This is a genomic window from Falsiroseomonas sp. HW251 (genome assembly GCF_050563545.1).
GTDB lineage: Bacteria > Pseudomonadota > Alphaproteobacteria > Acetobacterales > Acetobacteraceae > Falsiroseomonas.
In genome coordinates this window covers 174381-189245 of sequence record NZ_JBNXUM010000008.1, presented here as the reverse complement: position 1 = coordinate 189245, position 14865 = coordinate 174381, and the positions used below count along the sequence as shown (strand labels likewise).

General features: G+C 70.2%; 15 protein-coding genes and 1 tRNA gene. 11 read left to right on the top strand and 5 right to left on the bottom strand.

Annotated features, from left to right (window positions below; genetic code table 11):
- Window positions 1-67: 67 nt before the first annotated feature.
- Window positions 68-811 carry a leishmanolysin-related zinc metalloendopeptidase gene (locus tag ACLF3M_RS12045; RefSeq protein ID WP_430657167.1) on the top strand — a complete coding sequence of 248 codons (744 nt, stop codon included), beginning with the start codon at window positions 68-70 and terminating at the stop codon, window positions 809-811.
- Here ACLF3M_RS12045 and ACLF3M_RS12040 read toward each other — a convergent pair.
- Window positions 808-1302: an MOSC domain-containing protein gene (locus tag ACLF3M_RS12040; protein ID WP_430657166.1), complete on the bottom strand. Its 495-nt coding sequence runs from the start codon at window positions 1300-1302 to the stop codon at window positions 808-810. The genes ACLF3M_RS12045 and ACLF3M_RS12040 overlap by 4 nt on opposite strands.
- Entirely contained in the window at window positions 1299-2522 is a 1224-nt protein-coding gene (tyrS, locus tag ACLF3M_RS12035; RefSeq protein WP_430657165.1) for a tyrosine--tRNA ligase, read from the bottom strand. Before tyrS ends, ACLF3M_RS12040 begins: the two co-directional genes overlap by 4 nt.
- Before the next feature lie 53 nt (window positions 2523-2575).
- On the opposite strand from tyrS, the gene ACLF3M_RS12030 reads away from it, so the two are divergent.
- Complete coding sequence (locus tag ACLF3M_RS12030) at window positions 2576-3670, top strand: anhydro-N-acetylmuramic acid kinase (protein WP_430657218.1); 1095 nt, start codon at window positions 2576-2578, stop codon at window positions 3668-3670.
- A 245-nt stretch (window positions 3671-3915) separates the two neighbouring features.
- Here ACLF3M_RS12030 and ACLF3M_RS12025 read toward each other — a convergent pair whose 3' ends face one another.
- Window positions 3916-4584: an alpha/beta hydrolase gene (locus tag ACLF3M_RS12025; protein WP_430657164.1), complete on the bottom strand. Its 669-nt coding sequence runs from the start codon at window positions 4582-4584 to the stop codon at window positions 3916-3918.
- Between the two features lie 441 nt (window positions 4585-5025).
- Here ACLF3M_RS12025 and ACLF3M_RS12020 point away from each other — a divergent pair, with 441 nt between their 5' ends.
- From ACLF3M_RS12020 to ACLF3M_RS11980, 9 genes are all read left to right on the top strand, one after another.
- Window positions 5026-5520: an Rrf2 family transcriptional regulator gene (locus ACLF3M_RS12020; protein WP_430657163.1), complete on the top strand. Its 495-nt coding sequence runs from the start codon at window positions 5026-5028 to the stop codon at window positions 5518-5520.
- An 18-nt stretch (window positions 5521-5538) separates the two neighbouring features.
- Window positions 5539-6627 carry a cysteine desulfurase family protein gene (locus ACLF3M_RS12015; protein WP_430657162.1) on the top strand — a complete coding sequence of 363 codons (1089 nt, stop codon included), beginning with the start codon at window positions 5539-5541 and terminating at the stop codon, window positions 6625-6627.
- Between the two features lie 258 nt (window positions 6628-6885).
- Window positions 6886-8085: a cysteine desulfurase family protein gene (locus tag ACLF3M_RS12010; protein ID WP_430657161.1), complete on the top strand. Its 1200-nt coding sequence runs from the start codon at window positions 6886-6888 to the stop codon at window positions 8083-8085.
- 8 nt (window positions 8086-8093) lie between these two features.
- Window positions 8094-8423 (top strand): ferredoxin family 2Fe-2S iron-sulfur cluster binding protein, encoded by a 330-nt coding sequence (locus ACLF3M_RS12005; RefSeq protein WP_430657160.1) that lies wholly within the window; start codon window positions 8094-8096, stop codon window positions 8421-8423.
- Between the two features lie 61 nt (window positions 8424-8484).
- The gene (gene tenA / locus ACLF3M_RS12000; RefSeq protein ID WP_430657159.1) at window positions 8485-9183 is read left to right on the top strand and encodes a thiaminase II; all 699 of its coding nucleotides are present in this window, start codon (window positions 8485-8487) and stop codon (window positions 9181-9183) included.
- A 2-nt stretch (window positions 9184-9185) separates the two neighbouring features.
- Entirely contained in the window at window positions 9186-10256 is a 1071-nt protein-coding gene (mnmA, locus tag ACLF3M_RS11995) for a tRNA 2-thiouridine(34) synthase MnmA (protein WP_430657158.1), read from the top strand.
- 61 nt (window positions 10257-10317) lie between these two features.
- Window positions 10318-10394: transfer RNA gene (locus ACLF3M_RS11990), tRNA-Met, on the top strand.
- 251 nt (window positions 10395-10645) lie between these two features.
- Window positions 10646-11197, top strand: coding sequence for a hypothetical protein (locus ACLF3M_RS11985; protein ID WP_430657157.1), 552 nt, complete (start codon window positions 10646-10648; stop codon window positions 11195-11197).
- A 242-nt stretch (window positions 11198-11439) separates the two neighbouring features.
- Window positions 11440-12504, top strand: coding sequence for a patatin-like phospholipase family protein (locus ACLF3M_RS11980; protein WP_430657217.1), 1065 nt, complete (start codon window positions 11440-11442; stop codon window positions 12502-12504).
- A 232-nt stretch (window positions 12505-12736) separates the two neighbouring features.
- Here the strand turns inward: ACLF3M_RS11980 and ACLF3M_RS11975 are convergent, their stop codons facing one another.
- Together ACLF3M_RS11975 and ACLF3M_RS11970 are read right to left on the bottom strand one after the other, a co-directional pair.
- Entirely contained in the window at window positions 12737-14317 is a 1581-nt protein-coding gene (locus ACLF3M_RS11975; protein ID WP_430657156.1) for an ABC transporter substrate-binding protein, read from the bottom strand.
- 16 nt (window positions 14318-14333) lie between these two features.
- Window positions 14334-14864: a nuclear transport factor 2 family protein gene (locus ACLF3M_RS11970; RefSeq protein WP_430657155.1), complete on the bottom strand. Its 531-nt coding sequence runs from the start codon at window positions 14862-14864 to the stop codon at window positions 14334-14336.
- Between the last annotated feature and the right edge of the window lies 1 nt (window position 14865).

The following is a 14865-nucleotide window of genomic DNA, read 5'->3' as shown; positions in this document are numbered from 1 at the left end:
CTGGATTGATGCGCTCTTCTCTGCACTTGCCTGCTTTCCTCGCACGGGCGAGGAAGGAAGCAGGGCAATGGACGAGGAAGGCGGCGCGGGCTGGGGCGGCGGCGTGGCGACTGCCTACTACCGAAGCGATAGTCCCGACATTCCCGACTTCGCCGAGTACAACGTCGAGGTCGCGTTCCAGGGCGACTGGACCGCAGCGCTGCAGTGGGCGGTGATCGATGCCGCGAACCTCATCGCCTCGGTCATCGCCAGCGATGTGCCGGACGCGCTGGTCTCCGCTGATGGCGCGACCCGCGTGGTGGACGACATCCTCTTCACCGCGGCGCTGGCGCCGATCGACAGCGAGGGCCGGGTGATCGGCCAGGGCGGGCCGACGGCGATCCGCGTCGCCGGCGACCTGCCGGCCCTCGCTGCGCTGCGTTTCGACGAGGCCGATGCCGAGGCCATGCAGGAGAGCGGCGCCTGGCCCGGCGTCGTGCTGCACGAGATGCTGCACGGCCTCGGCTTCGGCACGCTTTGGGCCATGCTGGGCTTGGTAGAGGTGACCGGGGACGGCGCCTTCTACACCGGGGCGAACGGCAATGCCTGGTTCCAGGCGCTCTACCCCGACCTTGCCGCGCAGACCGGCGGCCGCATCCCAGTCGAGACCGATGGCAGCGCCGGCACCGCCTACACGCACTGGGACGAGGGGACGTTCGGGAACGAGGTGATGACGGGCTATGTGGACGGCGCGGCGGAGCTGTCGGCGATGACGATCGGGTCGCTGGCGGATCTCGGTTATGCGCTGGCGCCGGAGTACGTGCTGGTCTAGGCGCGCGTCAGCGCATCGCCCAGCCGGATCGCGCCGCCCTCGATGACGCGGGCGGTGATGCCGCCCTGGCCGCGCACGGCGTTGTAGCCGCCGGGGCCGAACGCCTCCTCCATGCGGGAGCAGGGGTGGCATTCGCCGCTGTGCTCCAGCAGCGTGCCGCCGAGGCGGAAGCGGTGGCCCTTCAGCGCAAGCAGGTTGACGCCTTCCACGACGAGATTGCGTCGCAGCCGCGCGGGCTCGACGGCGTCGAGGCCGAGGAAGGAGGCGATGGCGTCCAGGTTCTCGGCGGCGATCAGCGTGACCTGGCGCGCGCCAGCAGCGCCGCCGCGCCAGCGGTCGCCGCGCAGGCCGGCGCCGGGTTCGAGGCGGGCCTGGTCCACCTCGACGACGGGTTCGCGGCGGGCGGGGCGGAGGCCGATCCAGACAAGCCACCCCGGCCGCATCGGTGCGTCGAACAGACGCGCGAGCGGCGAGGCGTCCGGCAGCCTCACCCCGCCTTCACCAGCAGGTGCCGCTTGCGGCCGAGGGAGAGCTTCGCCGCGCCGTCGCGCAGATCCGCCGACGTCACCTGCGCCGCGGGATCGTTGACCGGCGCGTCGTTCAGGCGGACACCGTTCTGCGCAATCAGCCGACGCGCCTCGCCCTTGCTGGCGACGAGCTTCGCCTCAGCCAGCAGGTCCACGACGTTGGCGGGCAGCGTCGCGACATGCGTCGGCAGCGTGTCCGCCGCTACGCCTTCCTCGAAGGTGCGGCGCGCGGTCTCGGCGGCCTGCTCGGCGGCGGCGCGACCGTGCAGCAGAGCCGTCGCCTCGGTCGCCAGCACCTTCTTCGCGTCGTTGATCTCGGCGCCGCGCAGCGCGGAAAGGCGCGCGACATCCTCCATCGGCAGGTCAGTGAAGAGCGCGAGGAAGCGGCCGACATCGGCGTCCTCGGCATTGCGCCAGAACTGCCAGTAGTCGTAGGGCGGCAGGCGATCCGGGTTCAGCCACACCGCACCCGCCGCCGTCTTGCCCATCTTCGCACCCGACGCCGTGGTCAGCAGCGGCGTGGTCAGCCCGAAGGCCTCGGCGCCGGCCATCCGGCGGACCAGGTCGGCGCCCATCACGATGTTGCCCCACTGGTCCGACCCGCCCATCTGCAGGATGCAGTCCTCGCGCCGGTGCAGTTCCAGGAAGTCGTAGGACTGCAGCAGCATGTAGTTGAACTCGAGGAAGCTCAGCGGCTGGTCACGCTCCAGCCTGAGGCGCACGCTGTCCATGGTCAGCATGCGGTTGACGCTGAAGTGGCGGCCGACGTCGCGCAGGAAGGGGATGTAGCGCAGCTCGTCCAGCCAGGCCGCATTGTCCAGCATGAGCGCGCGGCCATCGTGGAAATCGAGGAAGCTCTCGAAGCTGCGGCGGATGCCGGCCTTGTTCGCCTCGATCTGCTGCTCCGTGAGAAGCTGGCGCGCCTCGTCCTTGCCGGAGGGATCGCCGACCTTGGTCGTGCCGCCGCCAATCAGCGCGATCGGGCGATGGCCGTGCTTCTGGAACAGGCGCAGCAGCATGATCGACAGCAGGTGGCCGACATGCAGGCTGTCCGCGGTGCAGTCGAAGCCGACATAGGCGGTCGCCCCGCCGCCGGCGAGCTTGGCGCGGAGCGCGGCCTCGTCGGTGACCTGGTGGATGAAGCCGCGCGCGCGGGCCTCGTGCAGGAAATCGGTGGTGCTCATCGTGACGCCAGGGGCTTCCGGAAGGAGGCGGGGCGTAGCACGCTGCGGCGGTGCTGAGAACGATAGGCCTCATGAGCGGCACCTCGCTCGACGGGGTGGACGCCGCCTGGGTGGAGACGGATGGCGAGGTGATCGGGCGTCTCGGCCCGTCGCTGACGCTGCCTTATGACGCGGCGCTGCGGCGGGATCTCCGGACGCTGCTGGATCGGGCGCCGGACCTCACGCCCGACGATCCCTTCCTGGCGGATTGCGTGGCGCGGCTGACGGCGCGGCATGTGGAGGCGGTGAAGGCGATCGCCTGGCAGGCGGATCTCATCGGCTTCCACGGGCAGACGATACTCCATCGCCCGAAGCGGCCCGGCTGGAACGGCCAGCCCTTCACCTGGCAGGTCGGCGACGCGCAGCGACTGGCGCGGGAGACCGGGCTGTCCGTCGCCCATGATTTCAGGTCCAACGATGTCGCGGCCGGCGGGCAGGGGGCGCCGCTGGTGCCGGTCGTCCACGCCGCGATGGCGCGGAACCTGCCGAAGCCGCTAGCGGTGCTGAACCTCGGCGGCGTCGCGAACGTGACCTGGATCGGCGAGGACGGCGAGCTCATCGCCTTCGACACCGGGCCGGCGAACGGGCCTCTGGACGACTGGGCGCGGCGCTCGACCGGGGAAGCCTATGACCGCGACGGGCGGCTGGCCGCGTCGGGGCAGCCGGATGGCGGCGTGCTGGCGGCGCTGATCGCCCATCCCTATCTCGCGGCTCCACCGCCGAAATCGCTCGACCGGCTGGATTTCGACCGCGCGTTGAAGGAGGCCGGGGCCGCGTCGCTGTCGCCGGCGGACGGCGCGGCAACGCTGGTGGCATTCTGCGCGGTCTGCGTCGCGTCCGCGGCGCGGCATTTCCCGGCGCCTCCGGTGCAGTGGCTGGTCGGCGGCGGGGGACGGCGCAACCCCGCGCTGATGCGTGCCCTGGCCTCGGCGCTGACCGAGCCCGTGCGGCCGGTCGAGGTCGCTGGCTGGAACGGCGACGCGCTGGAGGCGCAGGCCTTCGGGGTGCTGGCCGCCCGGGTCTGGCGCGGGCTGCCGCTGACCTTCCCTGGGACGACTGCGGTGTCGGCGCCGATGACGGGTGGGCGGATTACCGGGCCGCTGTTGTAGCGGCGGGTTTCGGACAAATTGGGTGGCGTGGATCCGCGGACGCGCGCTTCGGACAAATTGGGCGGCCGTTCCGGGAATAGATGCTTCCGTCCCGTGCTTGCGGGGGAGGGAACCGAGGGGCGGGGGAGGGCGTCGCTGAGCATGCAAGGACTATATTCCTTGCAAACTCCCGCATCCACCAGAAACGCCAAGGGCCGCCCCCTTGCCGGGAGCGGCCCTTGGCCTCGTGGAACTGCCTAGCTCCGTCAGTCCGCTGCCAGGGCCATCCGGGTGCGGTTCAGCGCCGTGTTGATGTGGTCCTCCGCCGCCGCGGCGACCTGCTCGGCCTGCGGGGGCGTGAAGATATGGCCGGCGCTCGGCATCACGCGGTAGTCGATCTTGATGCCCTTCTGGGTGTTAAGCTTCTCGACGAGCTTCCGCACGCTGCTCTCCGGCACCAGCTCGTCGTCGGAGCCGTGAAGCATCAGCCCGTTGCAGGGGCAGGGCGCGAGGAAGCCGAAGTCGTAATGGCTTGCCGGCGGGCTGATCGAGACGAAGCCCGACATCTCTGGCCGGCGCATCAGCAGCTGCATCCCGACATAGGAGCCGAAGGAATAGCCCGCGACCCAGAGCGACGACGCGTTCGGATTCACCGCCTGCAGGAAGTCGAGCGCGGCCGCGGCGTCCGAGATCTCGCCGATGCCGCCGTCATAGCGGCCCTGGCTGCGGCCAACGCCGCGGAAGTTGAACCGCAGGGTGGAAAACCCCATGCCCTGGAAACGCTGATAGAGCGCATGGACGATGCGGTTGTTCATCGTGCCGCCGTGCAGCGGGTGGGGGTGCAGCACGAGCGCCACCGGCGCGTTGGCCTGCTTCGCGTGGTGATAGCGGCCTTCGAGACGGCCATCAGGGCCTGCGAACATCACTTCGGGCATCGCGCGTTGCGTCCAGTCTCGGTTGGGCCGGGCGCTGTCCGCACCAGACCAATTGGGGAGCCTCGCGGCCGCGCATCCACGTCCGGGCTGCCACCACCCCAACCCAGCCCTTCCGGCGCGGTTCCCGCCCAGGCCCCCGATTGTTGACGGGGCAGGTCGGGAACAATAGCTTCGCCTGCGACCCGCTGGCGCGGTCATCAGGGTCCGGACATGGCAGTTGTGGGTACGCGGCAGTCGGCGTCCCGTGGACGAACCCCGAGGCGGGCTCCCGAGCCCCGAGGCAGCGCTAATATAGGGGATGCGAGGTGCGGTTTCATATCGGATTCATGGTGCGGCCCCCATGTTCCTGCATCTGAGCCGCCCGCCCAGGGCATGCCAACTGGCCGGCGTGTCGGTCCGTTCACCCTTGGTGCCTGAAGCCACAACCACAAGGCGAATGGCATGAGGCTTTCCACCCGCGGCCGCTACGCCGTGATGGCCATGGTCGAACTGGCCGCGCGCGAGATGGCGCGGGAGGAGGCGACCCGCGGCTCCGCCCGCGACACCGAAAGCCGCGGTCAGCTCAGCCTGGCGGAGATCGCTCAGGCCCAGCACCTTTCGCTCGCCTATCTCGAGCAGCTCTTCGGCCCGCTGCGGCGGGCGGGGCTGGTGACCTCGGCCCGGGGCCCCGGCGGGGGCTACCGCCTGGCCAAGGCGCCGCAGGAGATCACCGTCTCCGAGATCGTGCTGGCGGTGGACGAGCCCATCCAGGCGACCCGATGCGAGGAGGGCGGCCCGGGCTGCCTGGCCGGGGAGCGCTGCCTGACGCATGAGCTCTGGGCCGAGCTCGGCGACCAGATCCGGCTGTTCCTGGAGGGGTTGACCTTGGCCGACGTGATTGGCGGGCAGGTCGCCGGCCGGGCCGCGCCGCCGAAGGGCGTGACGGTCGCGCCGTAGCGCCCTAAGCCGGGCGCGATGGAGCTCTATCTCGACGCCAACGCCACCGAGCCGCTCCGCCCCGAGGCGCGGGAGGCGGCGCTGCGCGCCATGGACCTGGCCGGCAACCCGTCCTCGGTGCATGGCGCGGGCCGCGCGGCGCGGCGCGTCCTGGAAGCCGCGCGGGAGGCGGTTGCGGCGTGTTGCGGGGCCTCGGCCGGCGATGTCGTCTTCACCGCCGGGGGGACGGAGGCGAATGCGCTGGCAGTACGCGGGCTGGCGGCCGGCCGGCGCGTCCTGGTCGGCGCGACCGAGCATCCTGCGGTGCTGGCAGCCGCGCCGGGGGCGGAGGCGCTGCCGGTGCTGGCTGACGGGACGCTCGACCTCGCGGCGCTCGCGCGTGCCCTGGATGGCCCGCCTGCCCTGGTCTGCCTGATGGCAGCAAACAACGAGACGGGGGTGCTGCACCCCATCGCACAGGCCGCGGCGCTGTGCCGCGAAGCGGGGGCGCTGCTGCATGTGGACGCGGTGCAGGCGGCGGGGCGGGTGCCGCTGGGGCTGGGCAACGCCGACAGTCTGGCGCTGTCGGGTCACAAGATGGGCGGGCCGAAGGGCGCGGGGGCGCTTCTGTTGCGGCCGGGGCTGACGCTGGCGCCGCTGATTGCGGGCGGCGGGCAGGAACGCGGCCGGCGCGGCGGGACCGAGCCCCTGCCGGCGATCGCGGGGATGGCGGCGGCCGCCTCCGCCGCCCTGCCGGAGGCGGCGACGCGGCTGGCGCCGATCCGCGACGCGATCGAGGCGGCCTGCGTCGCGCAAGGCGCGCTGGTCGCCGGCGCCGGGACGCCGCGGCTGCCGAACACGACGTCGCTGGTCCTGCCCGGCGTGCCGGCGGAGACGCAGGTCATCTCGCTCGACCTGGCGGGGGTGCGGGTGTCGGCCGGGGCGGCCTGTTCCTCGGGTAAGGTCGCGCGCAGCCATGTGCTGACGGCCATGGGGCTGGGCGACCTCGCGGGCTGCGCGATCCGGGTGTCGCTGCCTTGGAACACGCCGGCGGATGCGGCGGAGCGCTTCGTGGCGGCCTGGGGAGCGATGCGCGCGAAGCTGGCACGCGGCGGGGCAGCGTCCTAGATCATGTGCAGGCATGCGCATGACGGCCGCGATGGGCCGTGACGGAAAGCCGAAGCGCCAGGCAGGCGGTCAACCACTGCCTGCCGGTGGAACTGGTCGGGCGCGCGCGCCTGCAAGGCGAACCTGATCGGCCCGCCCGTCGCGTCCTTCGCCCTTGACGAGGAGTCCCGTCGGCGCATCCAGCGTGCGCTGGACGAGGTGCTGAGCCACTATTGACGCACTTCACCAGGCGGCCGTCCCGCTCCACATAGGGCCGCGATGAGCCGGCCGAACCGCCCGATCTACCTCGACAACCACGCGACCACGCCGGTGGACCCCCGCGTGCTCGCCGCCATGCGGCCGTGGTGGGAGCGGAACTTCGCCAATCCCGGCTCCGTCGAGCACGCCATGGGCCGCGAGGCCGAGGAAGCCGTCGAGGCCGCGCGCGGCCATGTCGCGGCGCTGATCGGCGCCGAGGCGTCGGAGATTGTCTTCACCTCGGGCGCCACGGAATCCAACAACATCGCCATTAAGGGCGCGGCGCGCTTCGCGCGGTCCCAGGACACCGACCGCCGCCGCGTCGTCACGCTGGCAACCGAGCACAAATGCGTCCTGGAAAGCGTCAGGGACCTCGCCGCCGAGGGCTTCGAGCCCGTGCTGCTGCCCGTCCTGCCCTCCGGCCTGCTCGACCTCGACCTGCTGGAAGCGACGCTGGCGCAGGCGCCGACGCTGCTCGTCTCCGTCATGGCGGTGAACAACGAGATCGGCGTCATCCAGGACCTCGGCGCGATCGGCGCAATCGCGAAGCGACATGGCGCGCTGTTCCACACCGACGCGGCGCAGGGCTGCGGGCGGATGGCGCTGGATGTCGGCACGGTCCGGGCCGACCTGGTCTCGATCTCGGGCCACAAGATCTACGGGCCGAAGGGGATCGGCGCGCTCTACGTCCGTCGGCGCCCGCGCGTGCGCCTGGTGCCTCTGTTCTCGGGCGGCGGGCAGGAGAGGGGCCTGCGCTCCGGCACGCTGCCGGCGCCCCTGATTGTGGGCCTCGGCGAGGCCGCGCGGATCGCGGCGCAGGAAGCCGTGCTCGACGCCGGCCGGATCGCCGGGCAGCGCGACCGCTTTCTCGCCGCGCTGCAGGCCGAGGTGCCGGAGATCGAGGTCAATGCGGATCTCGAACGGCGCGTGGCAGGCAACCTATCGCTGGCTTTCCCGGGCGGGGTGACGGCCCAGCAGCTCATGGAAGGCGCGCCGGAGGTCTGCGTCTCCACGGGCTCCGCCTGTTCCTCGGCCGAGGTCGAGCCCTCGCACGTGCTGAAGGCCCTTGGAATCCCGGAAGCCCGGGCGCGCGCCACCTTGCGGATCGGGATCGGTCGCTTTACCTCCCCCGCCGAGGTGGACCTGGCGGCCGCGGCGCTCGGCGCTGCCTGGCGGGCCGCCATCGCCGCCACAAGCACCCCGGCCGACGCCGCGGAATAGGGCCTGACATGCCGAAGATGACCTTCATCGAGCGCGATGGGACGCGCAAGGAAGTGGACGCGCCGCTCGGCCTGTCGGTGCTGGAGATCGCGCACAAGCACGGCGTGGACATCGAGGGTGCCTGCGAGGGCTCGCTCGCCTGCTCGACCTGTCATGTCGTGGTGGACGCGTCGTGGTACGGGAAGCTCGCGACCGCGACCGAGGACGAAGAGGACATGCTCGACCTCGCCTTCGACCTGCAGGAGACGTCGCGGCTGGGCTGCCAGATCATCATGACCGATGCGCTGGACGGGCTGGTGGTGAAGCTGCCCGCTGGCACGCGGAACGCGCTGGGGTGACACCCTTCTCCCTCCCCCGGCGGCGGGGGAGGGAGAAGGGTGGGGGAACGCAGCAGTGATTTTGGAGCATTTCCCCCCCTTCGGCGCCGAAGACGGCCTCTACCGCCGGATGCGCGCGGCCTGTGCGGCTGAGTGGGAGGCCTACACCTGGCACCCCTTCGTCCATGGCCTGTCGGACGGCACGCTGCCGCTCGCTTCCTTCCGTCGCTATCTCATCCAGGACTACCTCTTCCTGATCCATTTCGCGCGCGCCAAGGCGCTCGCCGTCTTCAAGGCGGAGAGCATCGCGGCGATGCGCGAGAAGACCGAGGCGATCGCCGCGATCCTGGCCGAGACCACCATGCATCTCCGCTACTGCGAGGGCTGGGGCATCCCGCAGGCCGAGGTGCTGGCGACGCCCGAAAGTGCCGAGACCGTCAGCTACACCCGCTACGTCATCGACCGTGGCTTGGCCGGCGACATCCTGGACCTCGAAGTCGCGCTCGCGCCCTGCACCGTGGGCTATGCCGAAGTCGCGCGGCGCATCATGGCCGATCCGCGCCGTCGCGTTGACGGCAACCCCTACCAGTCCTGGATCGACACCTACGCCGCCGATGGCTACCAGGCGATGGCGCAGGCCGCCGCGCGGCGGATCGACGCGCTCGGCGTCAGCCATGGCGGCGAGGCGCGCTTCCGCATCATCGCCGCGACCTTCGCGGAAGCCACGCGCCTCGAGAGCCGCTTCTGGCAGCAGGGCCTCGACGCGGCGGCGGGCGGATAGCCATGCGCGTGCTGGTCGCGATGTCGGGCGGCGTGGACAGCTCGGTCGTCGCCGGGCTGATGAAGGAAGCCGGGCACGAGGTGATCGGCGCGACGCTGCAGCTCTATGACCATGGCGCCGCCGTGCAGAAGAAGGGCGCGTGCTGCGCCGGGCAGGACATCCACGATGCGCGGCGGGTCGCCGACATCCTCGACATCCCGCACTACGTGCTGGACCGCGAGGCACGCTTCCGCAGCGCGGTGATTGAGGATTTCGCCGACACCTATGCCCGTGGCGAGACGCCGATCCCCTGCGTCCGCTGCAACCAGACCGTGAAGTTCCAGGACCTGGTGGCGCTGGCTGACGACCTCGGCTGCGAGGCGCTGGCGACCGGCCACTACGCCCGCCGCCTGGACGGGCCCGAGCTGCACCGCGCCGCCGATCCCACGCGCGACCAGACCTATTTCCTGGCGATGACGACGCGCGCGCAGCTCGGTCGCGTGCGCTTCCCGCTCGGCGACATGCCGGACAAGGCCACCGTGCGCGCGGCAGCCGCGCGTCTCGGACTGCCTGTCGCGGAGAAGCCGGACAGCCAGGACATCTGCTTCGTGCCCGCCGGCCACTACGCCGAGACCGTCGCGAAGCTTCGCCCCGAAACCGCCGAGCCCGGCGAGATCGTTGACCTGGAAGGCCGCGTTCTCGGCACACATCGCGGCATCGGGCGCTACACCGTCGGACAGGGCAGGGGCCTTGGGATCGGCGGCGGCGAGAGGCTGCATGTCGCCGCGATTGACGCGCCGCGCCGGCGCATCGTGGTCGCGCCGAGGGAGGCGCTGCCGGGCCAGGAGGTCATCGCCGGCGAGGTGAACTGGCTCGCCGAGCCGCCCGCCGTGCCGATCCGCGTCCAGGCCAGGCTGCGCGGGCGCGAGCCGCCGCGGGACGCGACTGCGCATTGGAACGCGGCGGCGGGCCTGCTGCGCCTGGTGCTGGACGAGCCGAACGTCGTCGCCCCGGGCCAGGCCTGCGTGCTGTATGACGGGCCGCGGGTGCTCGCCGGCGGCTTCATCCGACGGGCGGCGCGGGCGGCGGCCTGAGCGGTCGTTGACAGGTACGGCCCCGCGGCTTACTTCCCCGGCCCCTGGACGAGCCCCAAGGGGCGGCGTAGCTCAGCTGGTTAGAGCACGGCACTCATAATGCCGGGGTCGGCGGTTCAAGTCCGCCCGCCGCTACCAAAAATTCGGAACCATCTTCGTCGTTTGCAGGCTATCGCGGCGCGGGCGTTCTCGTATCCAAACGTGCGGTAAGCAGCCGGGTAAGCGAAATCGGAACACTTCCCACTGCCAGGCTCCGGTATCGGGTCGCTCTGTCGCGCGGCGCCACCTGTTTCCTGAAGTCGTCCAGGGGCATCAGCAACGTCGCGGCGAAGTCGTCGCCTGAGAGCCCTGGCCCGCAGCCACGGCGTCAACCCGAAGACCATTGATCAGTGGCAGACGCGCAGCGATGTCGCGGATCGCCGGACCGGGCCCGCCAAACCTCGCTCCATCATCCTATCAAGCCGCGCCGCCGTCGCCAGCCCGACGCCGCGGGGCGCCTGCACCGCCTCCATCAAGGGCGCCGGCGACTACTGCGGGAGAAACTCGACAATCGCCGCATCGATGCGCCCCAGCCGATCTTCACCGTGGAGAGCCGCGAGGACCAGCTTCTGAAGGACGATCCGTCGCGCGGCATACTGAAAAGCCTGCTCCTGCAGCCGGCGCGCATGCCGCGCGCCCTAGGCACCTTCACCCCTCGAATTGCCGGGTCTGCGATGAGCAACCGTCCCCTCAAGAGCACGGTCACCGGCGAGCTCGTGCCGTGTCGGAAGCGGAGTTCGCGGCCTAGACAGCCGACCCGCCCCCGCCATCGGTGCCCGCCAGCGTCCACCTGCTTCCCTTTGCGCGAGGCCGCCACGCGCGGGCTGATCAGCGCCGAATACGCGCTGGCCACCACCCGCACCGGCACCGTGCCGACGACCTGTGCTGGCTCGTGTCTGTAATAGCCTGAAATAAATCGAGATCCAGACGCATGCATCCCGGAAGCTTTTTTAGAGTTGGATTTCGCAACGCAGCAATTGCGTCTGTAGCTCGCTTGGGGAGGAACAGCGGAGGTTCCTCTCATGCAAGCATTCTCTTTTTTGACCGCTCTGGCTGTCATCGCAGCGATCTGCCTGACCGTCAGGATCCTCGCCTCGAACGGTAAGGGCGGAGTGCCGCCGCTGCCGAGCGAGCATTGAGCGCCGTGCCGCTAGACCCGGCATACGACGACATGGTCACGCAACCAATCACGCTTGCCCTGCAAGGGGGAGGGTCGCTCGGCGCCTTCGGCTGGGGGGTGTTGGACCGCTTGCTCGACACGCCCGACCTGCGCTTCGAGGTCGTCAGCGGGGCGAGCGCTGGGGCAATGAACGCTGCCATGCTGGTCCAGGGTCTCGCGATCGGGGGCCCGGCCGAGGCGAAACGCCTGCTGGAGATCTTCTGGCGCCGCGTGGCCGTCATCTCTGGCTCGCCTGACTTGCCGACGGCGTGGCTCTCACCGTTCGGCTACATGGTCTCGCCCATGGCGGATGCCCTGCGGCAGACCACGCGGCGCCTCACCCAACGCGAGGTGAACCCGCTTGGGCTTAACCCGCTTCGCACGGTGCTCGATGGGCTGTTCGATCCAGCAGCTCTTCGGCTCGAAGGCGCGCCGCGGCTTGTGGTCTCCGCGACGCGCGTCAGCACGGGCGAAGCGCGGCTGTTCCAGGGCGAGGAGGTGACACCCGAGGTGCTGCTGGCCTCCGCTTGCTTGCCGCAGCTGTTCCCGGCGGTGGAAATCGACGGCGAGCCCTACTGGGACGGCGGCTTCGCGAGCAACCCGCCGTTGCGGCCGCTGATCGAAGCTGGCGCCCCGCCCGACATCCTGCTGGTGCGCACGACACCTGTCGCGCGGCCCGGCGTGCCGATCGGCGCCACCGCAATCCTCGAGCGGACGGAGGAAATGACCTTCGGCGCGGCGCTGCGGCAGGAACTGCGTTCGCTCGCACTAGCGCAGCGCGTCCTGGAGGACCACTCGGAGGCGTGGGGCGTCCTCGCGCGGCTGCGTGATGCACGTCTCCACGTGATCGGCGCAGAGCAGGAGTTCCGGGCTTTGAAGACTGGCAGCCACCAGGATGCAAGTTGGGCTTTCTTGCATTCGATGCGCGAGCTGGGACACGAGGCCGCGGATCGCTGGCTGGCGACGGATCGGGCTGGGGTGGGTGTGCGCTCAACACTTGACCTGTCTCAGTTCCGCGGGCCCGTGCTGGAGCCAGGCTTTGCAGTCTAGCTGTCGCGCAATCGGGACCTCACCGCCGGCTCGACGCCGGGTCAGTGCTGACTCTGCTCCTCCTCGGGGTCGCCAGGTGGCATCAGCGGCGGAGGCGCCTTCTCATTGCCCTCGAGCAAGAGGATCGCTTCATAGATCGTCTCGAGCTGGTTGGTCGTCATCTTTGAGAAGTCGATTGCAGATGTCTGCGGCAGGGCGGGCGCTAACAGCGCCGCCGCTTTGGTCGTCGTCGCTAGCCATCCTTCTGCAAGTTCCAGAACACAGAGTAGCCAGGCACAACGTCCCGGATGCGACGGTTGTAGGCGGTTACCTGGAAGAACTGGCCCGCGGGGATGTAGGGCACTTCCTCGAAGGCCTGCAGTTGGATCTGCCGCGCGATGCGCTGCTGGGCCGCGAGGTCCTCGGCGGCGAACCACTCGTCCCGCAAGGCTTCCAGCCGCGGCAGTTCCGGCCAGCCGAACATCGCGTTCGGCCCGTTGGCGCGCAGGATCGCCTGCACCGCCGGCGTCGCCATATCGAGGCCGGACAGCGCCGTCATCGCCGCACTCCAGCCGCCGCGTTCGACTGGTTCCTTGCTGGCACGCCGGTTCAGGTAGGTGCCGAAATCCATGTACTGTGCGTCCACGTTCATGCCGGCCTTGCGCAGCATGTCGGCGCCGACATCGCCGAGCGACTTCACGAAGGCCGGGTCGGTCGCGATCAGCATTACCACCTTCTCGCCGCGATAGCCGGCCGCGGCCAGGTCGCGCTTGACCTTGTCGTAGTCGCGCGGGCCGGTCAGCACCTCCATCCCCGCATCGTTGGCCATCGGCGTGTTCGGCGTGAAGAATCCCGTCGGCACGCGCCACATCGAGGGATCGGATCCCGCGACGGGAATGACGAAGTCTTCCTGCTTCATCGCGCCCAGCAGCGCCCGCCGGATCGCGGGGTTGTTGAAGGGCGGCTGGACGTGGTTCAGGCGGAAGACGTTGAGGATCCCTGTGGATTCCTGCATCTCCACCCGCACGTTCCGCGCGCGGCGCAGCACCGGCACCAGATCGTTGGCGACGTATTCCCACCAATCCTGCTCGCCGCTCTGCATCGCCGCGGCGCAGGTCGCGGGGTCGTTGATCGTGGTCCATTCCACGCGATCGAGGTGCACGACCTTCGGCCCCGCCGTCCATTCCGGGCGGCCGCCGGAACGCGGGATGTAGTCCTCGTTGCGGGCATAGGCGTTGCGGGCACCGGAGATCCGCTCGTTCGCCAGGAACTTGAACGGACCGCTGCCCACCATCTCCGTCACCTGGGTGAAGGCGTCTGTGCGCGCCAGGCGTTCGGGCATCATCACGGGCAGAAGGGTCGGCAGCTTGCCCAGCGCATCCGGCAGCAGCGGGAAGCGGCGGTTCAGGCGGAAGGCAATGGTCCTGTCGTCGCCGGCGATGAGTTCCGCGGTTGCGGCCATCAGTGCCTGGCCGAAGGGATCGCGCTGCGCCCAGCGGCGGATGCTGGCGACGCAGTCCCGCGCCAGCACCCGTTCCCCGTCGTGCCACCTCAGCCCGTCGCGCAGCGTCAGGCGCCAGGTCAGCCCGTCGTTCTCGACGACATGCCCTTCGACCATCTGCGGCGAGGCGCGGAAGCTGCCGTCGGTGCCGTACAGCGTGTCGAACACCATCAGCCCATGGGTGCGCGTCGCGTAGACCGTGGTGAAGACGGGGTCGAGGATGTTCAGGTCGTTCTGCGGGATGAAGCGCAGCACGCGGCTGCGCTGCGCGCCGGCGAAGCGGGGCGCGGCAACTGCGGCGGAGACGCCGGCGATCAGGGTGCGACGCTTCATGGCCAGATTTCCTGCGTCAGAGGGAAGAGGCCGACCGGTCCGTCCAGGGCCGGTCGAAGGGGGTCAGGAACTTGTAGTCCACGCTGTAGTGCTTCAGCCGCCAGCCCTCGGGCGTGCGGACATAATTCTCATGCGTGATCGCGGACATCCAGAGCGCCTGGTTCGCCGCCGCCGCGGTGCAGGGCTCCCACAGCATCCAGCGCGCATGGGCGCGGTCGCCGTCGATGTCGATCAGCGGGTTGACGTAGTAGTGCATGGCGAAGGTCCAGGCGCTGAGGCGCAGGCGCTGGAAGATCGCCTCCCGCCCGACGATCGGGGCGGCGCCGTTCGGCGATCCGTCCCAGACCGCGTCGTCGGCGAAGACGCGGTCCACCATCGGGCGCATTGCCGCGTCGATCTCCTCCTGCGGCTTCGGCCTGTGGTCGCTCGTGAACTTGTCGTCGCAGACCTGCGCGTAATACGCCTTCATCCAGCGGATTTCCTCCGCATCCTCAAGCATCCGCAAACGGGTCGCGAGGTCGAGGCTCTTTCGGGCGGCGAAATCCATG